The following is a 15,940-nucleotide window of genomic DNA, read 5'->3' as shown; positions in this document are numbered from 1 at the left end:
GGTTCAGACCATGAACAGGCCGTCATCATGATTGGCCTGTATCTCTTGCAATTTCGCTTCAATCCCAGGGATCTTCCGTCCGGTCGAAGGGATCTTGTACGCGATCAATTGGCCCTTCATGTCTTCGATTCCATTGAAGGGACGTAGAGCCTGCACGGCGCTGACAATCTTCGCGTTGCGCGCCAGAAGCCTATACGCACGGATCCTAGTGCTCGGGTCCCTTAGGTTTGCACTATTCAAGTCCAGCACGGATAGGCTTCCTTTGGGGGGCGGCAGGAAGGTGACAGTATCCGGCCCCTTCCAGGAATTAGGCTGCCAGTCGTTTCGACTATTTCCGGAGCCCTGCCCCTTGTACTTGTACGTACGATAGATGGCTGTCATCCTCTTCGGGAACCATTTTGGATACCTGCCTCCGGGGTACCCTTGAGCCGATCCCTTCAGAAGTTCCAGATCGACGTGGTAATCGCCGGGGGGTTTGGTGTCCGTAGCATGTTCCGATGTGTACCCGAATTCCTTTGCTGCCTTGCTTTCGAATAAGTCATAGAACCCCTTATTCTTGCTATTTGGTGCAGGTACAAAATTTGTGGTTTTACTGGGGCCGCCGAGCTCCTTCGGGAGCAGATGCATCAAATCCCACTGATGGCTCTGAGGAGCCTTGTCCCATAGCTCATGCTTGTCGATGTACTGGAATCCAATTGAGTTATTTGTTTTCCAAGTACGACCACTGGCCGGAACTCGCCCATGGTCGCGCGCCCATTTCTGGTTGATGAATTTCTGACTAAACGACTTCGGCTCCAAATTTGCGCCATTCGCGAAGGGAGGCACAAGTGGATAGGGGTCGGGTCGACCTAGGCGCTTTAGTCGGTCTATCTCCGCTTGCGTCAGTCCAGAAATCACGGGCCCACTGGGGTTGAGCCAGGCCCAAACCGTGAAGTTTGGGTACCCAATCTTTCGCAGAGCCGTGAGTCGGTAGTGTCTGCGAATCTTGGCCAAGAGAGCCAAGTCATCTTCAACGGTGATCCCCTTTTCCAAATGCGTTTTTATAATGGGACGAATTCTGGCGATCACCTCCATGAGTCGAGCTCTCTTCGACTGTTCCGAATTCTCATCATTCTCCCTGTTGTCCTTTTCTTTGGGGCTCTTCGGCCTGCCGGGCCGACCGACATCCCCATGAGGTCTGGGCCTCCTTCCGTCGCTGCCCTTTTCAGGTTTGGGCTTTCGGGGGCCTGGCTTGTCGCCGCCTTTGTCCGGCTTGGGCTTCTTTGGGTCGCCCTTGTCGGGCTTGGGCTTGGTCGGGTCCTGGTCCTTAGGGTCCTTAGTCGCGGGCTTGTCGTCGTTCTTCGGCCTGCTCTCGGGGCCCTTGTCGTCCTTGGAGCTGCCCGGGGATTTGTCATCCTTGGGGGTGGGCTTGGTCTGCGGCTCGGGCTTCGGCTTTGCCGGGGGTTCCGGCTTGGGCTTGGGTTTCGGGGATGGGGTTGGGCGGGTGTCCGGGTGGTCTTCCTCGGGCTTGGGTTTGCCGTTCTTGTCCTTGGTGGTGGGGGCTGGGGTCTTGGTGTCGTGTGTGGGCTTGGGCCTGCCGGGGGTTTCGGGCCCGGGTTTGGTTGGGGGGTGCGATTGCATTGTGGGCTTCCTGGACGTCGGTTCGACACCCGGCTTCGTGGTCGTTGGTGTTGATGTCGGGCGCGTCGTCGTTTTCGGTGCGGTCGGTTGTCCGGGCTTCTCGTCGGGCTTCGGCTTGCCACCCCGCCCGTCCGCGCCGCCCTTCCCCTGACCCAGCTTCGCCGCGATGGCCTTGAAGCGGCGGCCCACCTTCGCCACGTACTTGCCGATCCCCGACAGCAGGGCCTCGTAGGCCAGTTCGAGGAGCGCGACGATGCCCGCAGCGACCGCCTTCGCGAAGAGGATGCCCGCGCCGCCGCTGCGGACGGCCTTCAGCCAGTCGAGGACGGCACCCATCGCGCGCAGGATCTCGCTGAGCGCGCCGATAGCGGTACGGATGGCGTCGATGACGGCCATCACCCAGCCGGCGCCCGGGATCAGCTTGGCGATGACCTTCGTGATGACGATCTCACCGATGATGAAGGGAAGTTGGGGGACGACTGCGTCCCACGTCTCCTTGACGATCTTCTCCAGGGTGAAGCCACCCTTGAGCAGCTTGTCCAGGATGGCCTTCGGGACGCCGATGATCTCCTCGATCTTCGACTGGAACCATTCCTTGACGGCCGACTTGACCTCTCGGAACAGGTGGTTCTTCGCGCCGTCCACGGCAGAGTTCTTGGCACCGCTCAGCCAGCCGCCCGGGTCGCTGAGGAAGTCGACCGCGATGAGCATGAACTCGCCCAGTCCGCTCAGCAGTTTGGACGCGAAGGCCAGGATGCCTTTGACCGCGTCCACGACGGCCTTGATCACGTCCTGCAGCATCTTCTTGAGCAGGTCCAGGATGCCGCTCAGCATCTTGGCGATGGCGTTGAGAAGGTCGGTGATGACCTTCTTGAGCTTGTTGGCCAGATCGGTGACGAACTTGATGGCCGCGTCGCGCAGCTGAATGATCAGCTTGCGGATGCGCTGGGCGATCTCGACGATGGCCTTGAGGAGCGCCTTGCCCAGCTCGATCAGGTCCGTGACGAACTGCTTGATCGCCTCGACGATGAACTTCCGCGCTTCGTTGATCCAGCGGAGAACGTCTGTCGCGAAGTTCTTGATCAGGTCCGTGATGAGCCTGCGAGCTTCCTTGAAGAAGCCGACGATGGCGTCACGGAGATCGAGGAACTTCTGCTTGATGTACTCATATGCCTTGCTGAGCCAGTTACCGGACTCGTCCTTTTTGTTCTCGCGCTCCCTGTGTGCGGCCTCCTCCGCCTTTTCGTGCTTCTCCTGGGCCTTCTTCTCGTCGTCCTCCTTCCGCTTCTCTGTGTCCTTGTCGGCCTTGTCTTCCCGCTCCTTGACGTCCTTGTGGATCTTCTTGTGCTTCTCGGTCTTCTTCGTGCCGAGACTCGCGAGTTCGTCGTCCTGTTCCTTGCGCCACTTCTCGCGGGAGTCGGACACCTGGGACATGACCTTGTCGCGCTCACCGGCCTGTGTCTTGGTGTTGGTGTCGACCTCACTCTGGACCTTCTGCTTGTGCTCCTGCTTCGACTGCCGGAAGCGCTCGTCCTTGGCCTGGTGCTCGTCGGACATGGACTTCTGGCCGTCGCTGAACGCGGCCTTGAGCTGCGGCCCTCGTTCGTGCTCGGCCACCTCGGACGCGGCGTCGGCCGGGACGCGGCCGGTGCTCGCGCCGCCGCCCGGGGCTCCGCCTGCCTGGCCCCTCGCGCCCGGCACCTTCGCGGTGAGCTGTTCCTTGGGCGCGTGCGGGTAGATCTGCTTCTCGCCCAGGGGGCGCCCGGCATCGTCCCGGCCTGTCGAATGGAGTTCGCGTCCCTTGTCGTCGACGTTGCCGCCCTGCTCGCCGGCGCGTTGTTCGGCGTCGCCCTGCATGCCGACCCCGGGGGCCGTCCCCAACTGGGCCTTCTTGAGGGCGTCATCCTTGGTCGGCAGGTCGAGGATCTTGGCGACAAGGGCATCGGAGTCGATGATGTCGTCGTCCTTGCCGAAGGCATGCCCGATCCCGTTGACGACGCCCGAGACAACCTTGGCGCCTGCGGCCAGTCCCAGGTCCACCTTGCTGGGCTCGGGGATGTCCGAACCCGGCACCTTGCCCTTCGGTTCGTCGGCCCCCTCAACCTTGGCGTCCTTCTTCTCGGGCGCGTCGACCTTCTTGGCCGGGTCGTTCGAGTACTGCCCGGGCGCGGCGGCGGCGGGGCTTCCGTTCAAGGTCTGGGGGGAGCCTGCGGGCCGGTCTCTCGTCGGCGGCGCGCCCGCGAGCGACTTATGTTCGTCGCCGACGGTACGGTCCACCGACTTGCCCACGCCGCCGAGGGCTTCGAGCGCCCGGTGCGGCTTCAGCTTGGACGCGCTGCCCAGTCCGGCTTCCGGCGACACCTGCGACAGGTTGGGAGCGGCCGCTGCCTTCTTGCCCTTGTCCTTGGCGGCTGCGGTCGCCTTGCCACCGCCTCCCCCGCCGCCACCTCGCGAGGCCCTCGCGGCGGGGGCCGACCTGGAGGCCCGGGGCTGAGGGGCTCGTTCGGCCTTGGGGGCTGGCGCGGGCTCGGGGGTGGATGCGGCCTTGGGAGCGGGGTCGGCTTTCGAGGCAGGCGCGGCCTTGGGCGCCGACGCGGCGGTAGCCGGGGCTTGGGGGGCCTTTGCGGGTTGCGGAGCGAGCTCCTTCGCGTCGAGGGCGGGAGACTCCGTACGTTGCGGCTCGCTCTGTGACGACTCGCTCTGTGACGACTCGTTCTGGGAGCCGCCCGAGGGCTGAGCATCCGCTTTCGGCTCGCTCTTGTTCGCCTTCTCCGCCGGAGCGGACTCCGTCTGCTTCCGCTCCTTCTCGGCGGCGGGCCCCTGCGCCGCGGCCTTGCCGCCCGCCGCCTGCTGCGAGGCCTTCTCCGGTGCGCCGCCCGACTTGTCGCCCGCGGCGGGGGTGCCCTTCTCCTCCTTGCCCGCCTGTTCCTTGATCTGGCCTTCCTTGGCTTCGCTGCCGCCCTCGGACTTACCCGGCGCGTCCTGCACCGTCACCTGTGCGTCGACCGGTCCAGCCTTCGGGTCGGCGCCGCTCTTCGGGTCCTTGGACGCCACGCCCGGTCCCTGCCGTGCCTCGGCGGCACGCTCCAGAGCGAGGCTGTCCTCCCGTGCCAATCCGGCTTCGTCCGTCTCGGTTGGCTGTTCAGTGTCGGCGAGCGAGTCGGCGGCGTCTTCCTCCGGCTCGTTCTCCGCCGATGCGTCCTCGGCATCCTCCGCGTCCCTCTCGGCCTGGACCTTGTCGGCCTTGGTGACCGGCGGCGCGGGGAACGACGGGACCGCGGGGGTCGCGGACGACGAGGGGTCCAGCTTGTCCGCGGTCGGCACGGCGGACACGTCGAGATCCTTCGCCGGAAGGAAGTCCTCCGGCTGAAGCTTGATGTCCCAGGCGCTCTGCTCCGCACCCCCGACCCCGACCTCCGACTGGCTTCCGGAGCCGAACGGGTCCTCGTCGGCCTTCTCTTCCGGACCTTCGATGTCCTGGTTGCGTACGGCGTCGAGCCGACTGAACGCGCCCGGCAGCTGGGTATCCTTGCCTGAGGGTGTTGGCGACCCCTTAGGGGGCTCCTGCCCGCGTTTGTCCTCCTGCTTGAGTTGCTGGCCGAGCGGATCGACCGCGTCCGGGCGGTTTTGGGCCTCCGCCTCTTCCTCGCTCTCGGCCCCGGCGTCTCGCTCTTCCTTGTCTTCCTCGCCGTCCTTGGAGCCGTCGGAGGCCTTGTCTTCCTTGGCGCTCTCGGACTGTTTCTGGCCCGAGGACGCGCCCTGGTCCGAGGACTGCTCCCGCTCCGCGGAGGACGGCTTCTGCTCCTGCCCACCGGCCTGTCGGGCGCTCTCGTTCGCCGGAGTGCTTCCCTCTGCACCGCCCGTCGTCGGCTGGGCCTTCTCCGGTCCCCCTGCCGCCGGGGGTTTCTGCTCCTCTTTCTTCCGCTCCTCGGTCGCCCGCCGCTCGGTCTCGCGTTCGGAGCGCACTTCGCCGGCCGTGTCCGGCTCGATGGCCGGAGCTTCGAGCGGGTTCTGCTCCAGGTCGATGTCGTACTGAACCTCGTCGACGAGGTCGAGCACCCGCTCGTGCTCCGAGCTGAGGAGCCTGGTCTCCAGGCGGTCGAGGACGGCGTCCTGCAACTCTTCGGACATCCGGGCCAGTTGCATACGGGTGCGCTTCGACCGGTCCTCCGGGTCGCCTCGCAGCGACCGTACGAGCGAGTTCGTCAGCCGGTCCACGAGGGTCGCCGGATCGATCTGCTCCATGCGGTTCCGGTCGGCGTCCACGGTGGCGTAGCGCAGCCAGCCGGGGGTGGCCTGGCCCTCTTCCACCTCCGCCTCGGGCCGCGTCTCCGTGCCCCGTACGGATTCCTGCGCCGCCGACTCCGCCTCGCGCTCGATCGGCTGTTGCGGCAGGCTCACCGCCCCGAGGTCGCGGCCCGCGTGCAGGGTGCCGAGGCCGTGCGGGTTCTGGATGGTGTGGAGCAGTTCGTGGGCGAGCAGGCGTTTGCCGTCGGTCGTTCCGGGAGTGTAGGCGCCCTCGCGGAAGAAGATGTCCTGGCCTACGGCGACGGCGTCCGCGCCCAGCATGTCCGTGAGGTGGCCCGCGTCGCGGTCGGTGTGCAGACGGACCTGGCTGAAGTCGTGGCCGAGCTGTTCCTCCAGTTCGCGGCGGACGCTGAGGTCGAGGGGCTGGCCCGCGCCGCTGACGATGGCCTTGGGCTCGGGCGCGCGATTCTTGGCGGCGCGTTCCTTGCGCTTGCGGCGGCGCTGTTCGGCGGACTGTTCGGAGCGGGATTCCTGGGACTGCGTACTGCTCATCGGGTCACCTCCCCCGTCCGGAGAGTCCGGCGTGCACGGCTCGGGCCAGGGCCTCGCCGAGGCGGGCCGGGGAGGTGGTGCGGGGCAGCGGGGGCAGGCCGGACAAGGTGTCCAGGGCCAGGCCGTCGCCGGAGGCGGCCAGCGGGACGCCGCGGTCCCGCAGCAGGCGGGTCAGCTCGGAGTGGAAGGCCGCCGAGACCCGGTCCGGGTCCAGGCGGGCGTCGAAGCCGTCGAGGACCAGTTCGCCGATGTCGACGCGGATCGCGGAGGTACGCGGTGTCTCGTTCAGACCCATCCGTGGACCTCCGAGGGAGTGAGCGAACGGTCCAGCTTCAGGTACTCCGTACGGGCCGCCGCCAGCATGTGGCGCATCTGGAGGCGGTCGCCCTCCTCCGCGGCGAGGAAGGCGCCGGAGAGGGCGATGTTGCGGATCGAGCCGCCCGCGACGGTGAGTTGGGCGAGGCGGCCCGCGTCGATGTCCTTCATGGGCGCCTGGGCGGGGAGGACGCGGCGCCAGATCTCGGCGCGTTCGGTCTCGCCGGGGAAGGGGAAGTCGACGACGAAGCGGATGCGGCGCATGAAGGCCGGGTCGAGGGCCTTCTTCATGTTGGTGGTGAGGATCGCCAGGCCCCGGTACGCCTCCATCCGCATCAGCAGGTAGCTGACTTCGAGGTTGGCGTAGCGGTCGTGGCTGTCCTTCACCTCGCTGCGCTTGCCGAAGAGGGCGTCGGCCTCGTCGAAGAGGAGGAGGGCGCCGCCCTGTTCGGCCGCGTCGAAGACCTTGCGGAGGTTCTTCTCGGTCTCGCCGATGTATTTGCTGACGACCTGGGAGAGGTCGATGATGAAGAGGTCGAGGCCCAGTTCCTTGGCCATCACTTCGGCTGCGAGGGTCTTGCCGGTGCCGGAGCCGCCCGCGAAGAGGGCGGTGACGCCGAGTCCGCTGCGCAGGGTCCGGGCGAAGCCCCACTCCTGGTAGACCGTGCCCCGCTGACGTACGTGTGCGACGACCTCGCGCAGGATGCGCAACTGCCGTTTGGCCAAGACCAGGTCGCCCCAGGACGCCTTGGGCTCGATACGCCGCCCCAACTCGTCCAGCCCCATCCGGGCCTCGGTGAGTCCGGCGCGCCAGGCAAGTTCGGTGGCGTCCAGCTCTTCCGCGTCGGGCAGGTCGCGGCGTACGGACGCGGCGGCGGAGCGTATGACGTGCGGCGGCAGCTGAAACTGCGCGACCAGGGAACGCAGGTGGGCTTCCTCGACCTCGGGGACGTCCGCGAAGGCGTCGGCCCAGAGGTTCAGCTGCTCCTCGTCGTCGAGCCGGGGCACGGTGACCCGCTCGCCGCGCGGCTGCCCGCTCTGACGCGGGTCCTGGCTGGAGACGACGAGGGGTACGGCAGCGCCTGCGATGAACGCGTCGGTGGCGGCGGCCTGTTCGCGGTCCATCTCACCGGCCTCCAGAAGGAGGGCGGCGGGCAGCAGGATCGCCTCGCGCTGCCAGAGACGGGCGAGCCTGTCGCGTTCAGCGGGGTCGGTGGGCAGGTCGTCGGCGGCGGCGGTGTACAGGCCAAGGCCGGAGCGGCGGGCAGCCGCGGCGGCGATGTCCGCCCGGGTGCGCTGGTCACCGCCGACCAGCTCGACGCGGAGCGGGGCGTCCGGGCGGGACTCGGCCCACCCGGCGGCCACCTGATTCGCGGCCAGGTCGTACGAGGTGGGCAGGGACCGCGGGACCGGAGTGCGGCGCAGCAGACCGTGCAGGCGGGCGTCGAGGTAGGGCGAACCGGCGAGGAAATGCAGGATGCGCTCGTCCAGGCGCAGCCGGGTAGTGGTCAGCCGGGTCTCATCCTCCAGCTCGACGAGCCGCCAGCGGCGCAACGGGGACACGGGGGTGAGCGCGCTCCAGTGCGGTTCTGTCAGCGCGGCCAGGGCGAGGGAGAACGTGGGGTACGTACGGGCCGGGTCCCCGCTCGCGGCGGCACACCGGGCGCCGGTCGTGGAGTCCAGCTCGGTGGCGGCGGTCAGCAGGATGACCTCACGCTCGAAGGTGCTGAGCCCGAAGCAGGAGACGAGCGCATCGAGGGTGGCGGGGCCGGGCGGTACGGCGGCGGGCGTGGCGGAGGGTGGCGCGGTGAGGGCCTCGGTCGCTTCTTGGCTCCCCGCCTTCGCGGAGTTTGCGTTCGCGGCGTCGGCGGGGTGCGTGGGCCGCTTGTCCGCAGCGGCGGGGGCGGGCGACGGGGCGGCGCCGGGGTCCGGGCGCCCGGCGTGCGGCGCGGCCTCGGCGTGGCCGTCCGTCTGGGGGGACGGCTGTCCTGCGGCCTGGTCCGCACTAGGCCCCGGGCGGGCGTCGTCGCGGGTGACGCGGTGCGCGTGGGCGCCCACACGAGCCAGCACCGCCTGGACGGCGGCGGCCAGCGCCGGGCCGTCGTCCCCGGCGGTGCCCCCGCCCGCGATGTCGTCGTGTGTACCCATGCTGTCCCCTGCCCCCGTACCTCGTCGCACCGTGTCTCAGCTCTCCGTGTCCCCGGCCGGCCCGGCACCGCCGGAGTCCGGGGGTGGTTTGCCGCCGGAGCGCGGTGCCGTGCGGCCGCCAGTGCTCGGTGATTTGCGGGTACGGGCGGGCGAGGCCGCCCGCTTGGAGCCCGTACGCTTCCTCGCTGCCACCGGAGCCTCGGTATCGGAAGCGGTGTCGGTGTCAGAGGCGGTGGCGGCATTCGCCGCCTGTTCCGCGCGATTATCCGCGGCTGCGGACGCCGCACCCTTCGAAGGGGCCGACGCGCGGGAGGCAGCGCGGCGCCTCCCCGGCTCGGGCGCCGCCTGCTCCGGCCCGGCCGCCTCCGCGGGCTCCGCCTCGCCGAGCGGCCCGGGCCGCTCCGGCGCGCCCGGGGCGCCGAACGGCGCCACCCGCACGGTGTGCCGTTCCACCGGCTTCGCCGGGACCGGCTTCTCCCGGCCCTCCACCAGGACCAGCGACCCCTGGTAACAGACGGACAGGGCGTACGGGGTCTGGTGGAGCATTCCCCACAGCTTCGAGGTCTCGTCCACGTCCATCTGGATGGGATTGAAGCGCACCCGCTGGATCGACTCAGCCAGGTCGCTGCCCGCCAGGTAGGGCCGCTGGGCCGCCTCCTCGATCACGTCCTTCGGGAGGACGGGGATCTCGTGCAGCGTGCGCACGACACACCCGATGAGGCGTTGTCCGACCAGCTCGGTCTCCTCCCCGTACGCGCTGATCAGGAAGTTGAGATCCATGGCCGCTGCCGGACGCTTGAGAAGGGTGCCGTCCGAGGCGCGCGTCGGCAGGTCGTTGTGGCGCATGGAGGCGTTCGGCGTGACCTGGTACAGGAACACGTTGATGGTCGGATCGAGCGGTGGCTCGGCCGGGGGTTTGCGGGTCTCGACCGAGACGGCCATGTCGATCTCGGGCCGCAGATTGTTCTCGATCAGAATCGCCAGGGCCTGCGTGACCGTCGCGAAGGCGAGTCCGTTGCTCATGTGCGTCAGTCCCTCCTCTCGCCATGCGACAGGTAGTCGTCCAGGCTCAGCGTGGGTGCGCGCCGTCCTACTTGTTCAGGGCGGGCCGCGCCGGTGCGGCCGGGGCCGGACGGGTCGGCGGCGCTGACCTCGAGCCGCCCGATCTGTACGTGGACGACGCGCTCGGCGGCGCGCGGCCGCCGGCGGTTGGCGGCGGCGGCCGAGCGGGCGGCGCGGTCGGTGCCGGTGTCGGCGGCGCGGGGCAGCAGCGACGCGGCGGACGGGTGGGCGGTGGCGGGCTTCGCGGGGGCACGCGCGGGGGCCGCGGGCCGCCGCGGCGTGTCGGGGGCGGCGGGCGAGGCGGCCCGCCGTTCCGGGCGCGCGGTGTCGGCGGTACCGGGACGCGGCCCGGGGGTGGGCTGGGCGGCGGGCCGCAGCAGCGGAGGGGCGGGGGGCGTCTCGACGGGCGTGTACGGCTCACCGCGCGGTGCCGGTTCGGTACGTACGACGGTGTGCCGGTCGGTGTGGATCTCGCGCTCGTGCCGGATCAACCCGTCGTTCCGGACGGCGGGCTGATCCGCCACCGCCAACAGCGGCGCGGGCTCATCCGGCAGCGGCGACTCGGTCCGCAGCGCCTCGATCCGCTCGAACGGGCCCGGCAGGCGGGGCCGGACCCGCGCGGTCCCGTCGGCGGCGCCCGCCGCCCGGGCGGGGGCGTGGCGCGCGATCAGCCGGTCGAAGTAGTCAGCCATCTGCGCAAAGCTCCAGGTAGTAGCGGCGCCGCAGGGGGCTTAGCGCCAGGATCTCCGGCTCGCTCCAGCCGTACGCGGTGGCGAGCAGGTGGACGTCGAGCAGCAGGTCCCGTGCCCAGGAGTCGAGTTCGGTCCAGAGGTAGGAGGCGATGTCCAGCTCCGCCCGGGTGGCTTCGCCGCATTCGGGGCAGGCGACGTTGAGTGTCACGTCGGCGGCCGGGTCGGCGGCTTCCGCGGCTTCGGCGAGCCGCCGCCGTACGGGCTCGGGCAGGGCGGACGGCAGCCGGTCGGCCGGGACCGGCTGGCCTGCCCGTACGGCCGAGACGGTGCAGCGGGCCAGCAGCAGGTGCGGGGCCTCGGGCCCGGCCGCGGCCGCCGCCTCGATGTCGGCGACGGTGGGCAGCCGGAACTCCACCACCCACTCGCCCTCCTCCACACGAAGGGGCCCGTCGGACTGCTCCGGCCCGACCGCGGCCAGGTCGCGCGCGTCGAGGTCGAATTCCATCGCCTCCCCGCACCCACCGCACTCCACCCGCGTCTGCATCCGCTCGCCGAAGAGCGCGCGGCGCAGCGCGAGAAGGTCCGCCTCCCGCTCGCCCACCGGCACCGACCGCAACGCGTCGGTGCCGGACTCCGGGCGGGCCGCCCGGTGCAGCAGCAGGGCGCGGTCCGGGCCGTGGTGCGCCAGGCCCGCTTCCCAGACGGCCAGCAGCTCCGCGGGCCCGGTCCCCGTGTTCACCATCCCTCAAGCCCGTTTCCGTTCCGTTCCCGTTGTCGCCTCGGCGCCTTACGCGGGGTGGGTGAAGGACGGTTCCTCCGGCTCCGGCACCTCGTAATCCCGTTCCCAGCCCTCGCATTCGAGCTTGAGGCTCTGAATGGCGACCGCGTTGGCGTTGGCGTCCAGCTCGCCGAGCACCTGGTATTCGCTGGGCCAGGCCCGGTAGAGCTTGTGCGAGACGGCGACCTGGCCCGCCTCGTTGAGGACCTGGACCACGATGTCCTTGCGGAAGTCGGCGAGTGAGACTTCGGAACCGAGTCCGGCGCCGACCTGCCACACCTTGTTGGCCCAGCGGTCGAATTCGGGATCGTGGGTGACCCCACGCTCCAGGGTCACTCCCTCGAATTCGGAGCGGCCCGGGGACTTCCGGGGTGAGCTGGGGTCGCCGCCGTTCCGGTGTTTGACCACCTCGGTGGTCCGCTTCAGCGGGCTGATCTTGCTGATGCCAGCGACCGTACGACCGTCCCAGAGGACCAGAAACTTGAAGTTCTTGTACGGGTCGAAGCGATGGGCGTTGATCTGAAACTCTGCCATCACATTCCTAAATCTCGAACTGTCCGGCCATCTGCTGGATCTTGACGATCACGAACTCCGCGGGCTTGACGGGCGCGATGCCGACCACGACGTTCACGATGCCGCCCGCGATGTCCTCGTCGGTCGTCGTGTCCTTGTCGCACTTGACGAAATAGGCCTGGCGCGGGGTGGTGCCCTTGAAGGCGCCCTTCTCGAAGAGCGTGTGCAGATACGCCGACGCGTTCAGCCTGATCTGCTGCCACAGCTGCTCGTTGTTGGGTTCGAAGACGACCCACTGCAGTCCGCGGCGCAGGCTCTCCTCGATGTGCAGGGCGAGTCGCCGGACCGGTACGTACTTCCACTCGCTGTCGGACGCGTCCGAGCCCTCCAGCGTGCGCGCGCCCCACACCAGCGGGCCCACCAGGGGGAAGGTGCGCAGGCAGTTGATGCCGAGGGGGTTGAGGAGCCCGTTCTCGCGGTCGGTCAGCTTGACGGTGAGCGAGCGCACCCCGGCGAGCCGCGCCTCGGTGCCGGCCGGTGCCTTCCAGACGCCGCGCTCGCCGTCCGTGCGGGCGATGACGCCCGCGAGCGCGCCGGACGGCGGGAAGGAGCGCAGCCGGCCGGTGAGCGGGTCGGTGAGCTGCAGATGCGGGAAGTACAGCCCGGCGTAGTTGTTGCGTACGGGCTCGAACGCGGCGATCCCGGCGCGCGCGGCGTCCACGCTGCCCCAGGCGGAGGGCGAGTCGACGAGCAGGAAGATCCGGCGTTCCTGGCAGAGCCGCTGGGCGGCGGAGATGACGGTGACCATGTCGTCGACGGACTCGTACGAGGCGAGTTCCGGCAGCGACAGCAGGTTGACGTCCTCGATGTCGCGCAGCGCCTGGAGGCCGGTCTTGCGGGCCTCGCTGCCGATCATGTCGCGGGGGCCGGGCAGGCCGCCGTCCTCGCCGCCCGTGAGCGGGAAGACGGGCGGATTGACGGAGGCTTCGAGGCCGAGGTCGTTCGCACACTCCCCCAGGAAGCGCACGACGTCGTCGGGGTCGACGGATCCGGCGACGACCTGGACGCGGCGGCCGAAGGCGGTGACCTGCGCTCCGGCGTAGGCGTGCTTGCCGGGGGCGTCGGGCAGCGCGCGCAGCTTGTGCTCGAGGAGCAGGGCGAGTTCGGTGACGTCGCAGGGCGCCTCGCCGTCGCAGTCGGGGTCGTAGAGGGTGAATTCGCGCTCGACTTCGCCGATCTTGACGGTCAGCTCGACGTTCAGGTCGGGGAGTTCGGCGGCGAACTGCTTGGACACGGTGCCGGACGGGTCCGGGCGGCCCTCGCCGACGACCTTGACGCGGATCAGGCCGGAGCCGGAGCCCACGACCGTCTCGACGTAGCGACCGTGGCTCGCGTCCATGGACAGGCCCGAGAAGGTCTCGCGAGCGGTGCCGCGGGCGTCGAGGACGTGGAGGTTGAAGGTCTCCTCCGGGCACCTGGTGTCGTAGTCGACGGCCAGCCGCAGCCCGGAACCCCACACTCCGGGCTCCTTGGCGTGCACCTCCAGTACGGGGCACTCGCTGTGCCCTTCGGTGGAGTGGAGCGTGACGCAGGCCGCCTTGCCGGTACCGGCCTTGGCCACGCGCACGATGACGGCGACGGTCCCGCCGTTACCGAAGAATTGGTGAACGGCGTACCCGACCGCGCTCTGCGAGGTGAGGCCGCCGAAACGGCGTTCGAAATCGGCGAAGCTGGTGATCCGCACGGGCGTGTTCAACGGTCCCCGGCGGGTGTGCCCTACGAATGCGGTGACCGATGTGGTGACCGAGGCGACGGTGCGTACGCTGCTGGGAAGCTCTTCGACGTACACGCCGGGATAGCCCGCTTGTGTCGGCATTCCCCCTCCATTCTCTGCGCGCATCAAGAGATGAGGAGAGGAAGTGAAGAAAGCGCGTGCGAAGTGCCGTCACGCACACACTTCCTCCATCGATTCCCCCGTCGCACACCCCCCGCGAAATCGGTATCGCGAGACCCGGCACGCCGCTTGCGGCTCCTGATGCATGAGTGCCACTTGGAGTTTCGAGGGCGACTGAATGAGGGTCAAGAAGACTTTCCGGCCATCCCCTACCGCACCGAGACGCGGCACATACTCGGCTGACGTCGCCCGAACCAGAACCATATAACCCGACGTATCCCGCTTCACCATGCATGATCAATTTTTTGCCAGGCGCGCCGGGGCGACAAGAACAAGCCGAATAACTCGCCCCTCGGCGCGCCAATTTGTGACCATGAAGAGGCCAGGATAAAGCTCCCTAAAGGATCATGGCGGAACCTGATTCGGAGAATGGGAACGCGCTCAGTGGTCCGACCAATGGCATACGGAAAATACCGCGTACGCACCGGCGGCGGTTTCCCCCGCGAGCCGATCCGGCGGATCGCCGCCGGTCCCGTTCAGCCTCGGGTCGGCTGGAGGTGGGGCGTGGCGCGCTGTGCGTCGGCGTTGTCGAAGCAGCACAGGGCGACGGTGTGCTCGGGGAAGTGGTCGGCGTAGAAGCGCAGGAGGTGCGGGGCGAGGCGGGGCGGCGCTTCGGTGGCACCCGCTGCAGGGCGGCGGGGATCGCGGTGGGGTCGGCGGCCAGGAGCACCGTGTAGACGTCGTGGTCGAAGACCTGGACGGGCTCCGGCTCCGCGCCCATCCACGCGATGTCGTCGGCCGCGGCGCTCGCGGGCTCGGCGGCGGCGACCATGCGGTCCAGGACGTCGCCGGTGCGTCCGACCGCCAGCGCTTGCCGGGCCGGGGATCTCGGTAGCATCGCGGTGAACCGACAGCAGCCGGCCAGTCCGTGAAGGAGTGCCCACGTGCGACTCAGCCCGCGAACCGTGCGCGAAATCGATTCGCCGATGGGGGCGACCTACGCCCTGCTGGCGGGCCGCAGTGGTGAGCGTGCGCTGCTCGATCTGGCCCAGGCCGCGCCGAGCTATCCGCCCGCGGACGAGATGATCGAGCACGTCGCCACGGTCGCGCACGAGCCGAACGGCGCCGCCTACGTACCGGCCCCCGGACTGCCCCGGTTGCGGGAGGCGTTCGCCGCGGACCTCGGCCGGGGTTACGGGAGCCCGGTGGGGGCCGACCAGATGGTCGTCACCGCGGGGTGCAACCAGGCGTTCTGCCTCGTGGCCCAGGCGCTCACCGAGCCGGGCGACGAGGTCATCGAAGTCCTGCCGTACTACTTCAACTACGACATGTGGCTGCGCATGAACGGCGTCGTGCCGCGCTACCTGGAGCCCGGGCCCGATCTGGTGCCCACTCCGGAGGCGGCGGAAGCGCTCATCACGCCGCGCACCAGGGCGATCGTGCTGGTCACCCCGGGCAACCCGAGCGGTGTCACCCTTCCGCCGGAGGTGCTCGCGGGGTTCTACGAGGTGGCGAAGCGGCACGACATCGCTCTGGTCCTGGACGAGACCTACCGCTCGTTCCGCGACACCGCGCAGCCGCCGCATGAGCTGTTCGCCGAGCCGGACTGGGCGGGGACGCTGGTGAGTCTGCACAGCTTCTCCAAGGACCTCGCCATCCCCGGCTACCGGGTGGGCGCGGTGATCGCGTCGCCGGAGCTGAACCGCGAGGTGATGAAGTTGCTCGACTGCGTGGCGATCTGCCCTCCGCGGGTCGGGCAGGAGGCCGCCTGGGCCGGGCTGGCGTCGGCCCAGGAGTGGCGGCGTGCGCGGGCGAACGAGGTGACGGACAAGCGACGTTGGCTGGAAACCGTGATGGCCGACCGGCCGGGCGGTTTCGAGCTGCTGAGCCGCGGAGGCTTTTTCGGCTGGGTACGCCACCCCTTCGCCGGGCGCGGCACCGACGAGGTCGTGCGCGACCTCGTCACCCGCTACGACACGCTCGTCATCCCGGGCACCGCCTTCCTGCCCGACGACCGTCAGGTGTTCCGGGTCAGCTTCGGCAACGTCGACCGGGCCGGGCTCACCGAGTTCGCCGGGCGGCTGCGGCTGATGGCCGAGGACGTCCTTGGCTGACCCG

The 15,940-nt window shown here is 69.1% G+C and carries 9 protein-coding genes; 1 reads left to right on the top strand and 8 read right to left on the bottom strand.

What is annotated here, in order from left to right; all coding sequences use genetic code 11:
• Positions 1-3: 3 nt before the first annotated feature.
• The 8 genes from ACZ59A_RS26350 to ACZ59A_RS26315 are packed head-to-tail and all read right to left on the bottom strand — an operon-like array spanning position 4 to position 13,804.
• Complete coding sequence (locus tag ACZ59A_RS26350) at positions 4-6,420, bottom strand: eCIS core domain-containing protein (protein ID WP_470962932.1); 6,417 nt, start codon at positions 6,418-6,420, stop codon at positions 4-6.
• Positions 6,421-6,424: 4 nt separating this feature from the next.
• Complete coding sequence (locus ACZ59A_RS26345; protein WP_470962929.1) at positions 6,425-6,715, bottom strand: hypothetical protein; 291 nt, start codon at positions 6,713-6,715, stop codon at positions 6,425-6,427.
• Positions 6,706-8,883, bottom strand: a complete 2,178-nt coding sequence (locus tag ACZ59A_RS26340) for an ATP-binding protein (RefSeq protein WP_470962926.1) — start codon at positions 8,881-8,883, stop codon at positions 6,706-6,708. Before ACZ59A_RS26340 ends, ACZ59A_RS26345 begins: the two co-directional genes overlap by 10 nt.
• A gap of 36 nt (positions 8,884-8,919) precedes the next feature.
• Entirely contained in the window at positions 8,920-9,906 is a 987-nt protein-coding gene (locus ACZ59A_RS26335) for a Pvc16 family protein (RefSeq protein ID WP_470962923.1), read from the bottom strand.
• 5 nt (positions 9,907-9,911) lie between these two features.
• Entirely contained in the window at positions 9,912-10,637 is a 726-nt protein-coding gene (locus tag ACZ59A_RS26330) for a hypothetical protein (protein WP_470962920.1), read from the bottom strand.
• Positions 10,630-11,379: a T4 family baseplate hub assembly chaperone gene (locus tag ACZ59A_RS26325; protein WP_470962916.1), complete on the bottom strand. Its 750-nt coding sequence runs from the start codon at positions 11,377-11,379 to the stop codon at positions 10,630-10,632. The genes ACZ59A_RS26330 and ACZ59A_RS26325 overlap by 8 nt, the downstream gene beginning before the upstream one ends.
• Positions 11,380-11,424: 45 nt before the next feature.
• The gene (locus ACZ59A_RS26320; RefSeq protein WP_470962913.1) at positions 11,425-11,949 is read right to left on the bottom strand and encodes a phage tail protein; all 525 of its coding nucleotides are present in this window, start codon (positions 11,947-11,949) and stop codon (positions 11,425-11,427) included.
• A gap of 7 nt (positions 11,950-11,956) precedes the next feature.
• The gene (locus ACZ59A_RS26315) at positions 11,957-13,804 is read right to left on the bottom strand and encodes a phage tail sheath C-terminal domain-containing protein (RefSeq protein ID WP_470962910.1); all 1,848 of its coding nucleotides are present in this window, start codon (positions 13,802-13,804) and stop codon (positions 11,957-11,959) included.
• 962 nt (positions 13,805-14,766) lie between these two features.
• On the opposite strand from ACZ59A_RS26315, the gene ACZ59A_RS26310 reads away from it, so the two are divergent.
• The gene (locus tag ACZ59A_RS26310; protein WP_470962907.1) at positions 14,767-15,936 is read left to right on the top strand and encodes an aminotransferase; all 1,170 of its coding nucleotides are present in this window, start codon (positions 14,767-14,769) and stop codon (positions 15,934-15,936) included.
• Positions 15,937-15,940 lie beyond the last annotated feature (4 nt).

The organism is Streptomyces sp. NPDC040405 (assembly GCF_055595765.1).
The sequence above is the reverse complement of the archived record's forward strand: the minus strand, read 5'-3'. Positions and strand labels throughout refer to the sequence as shown.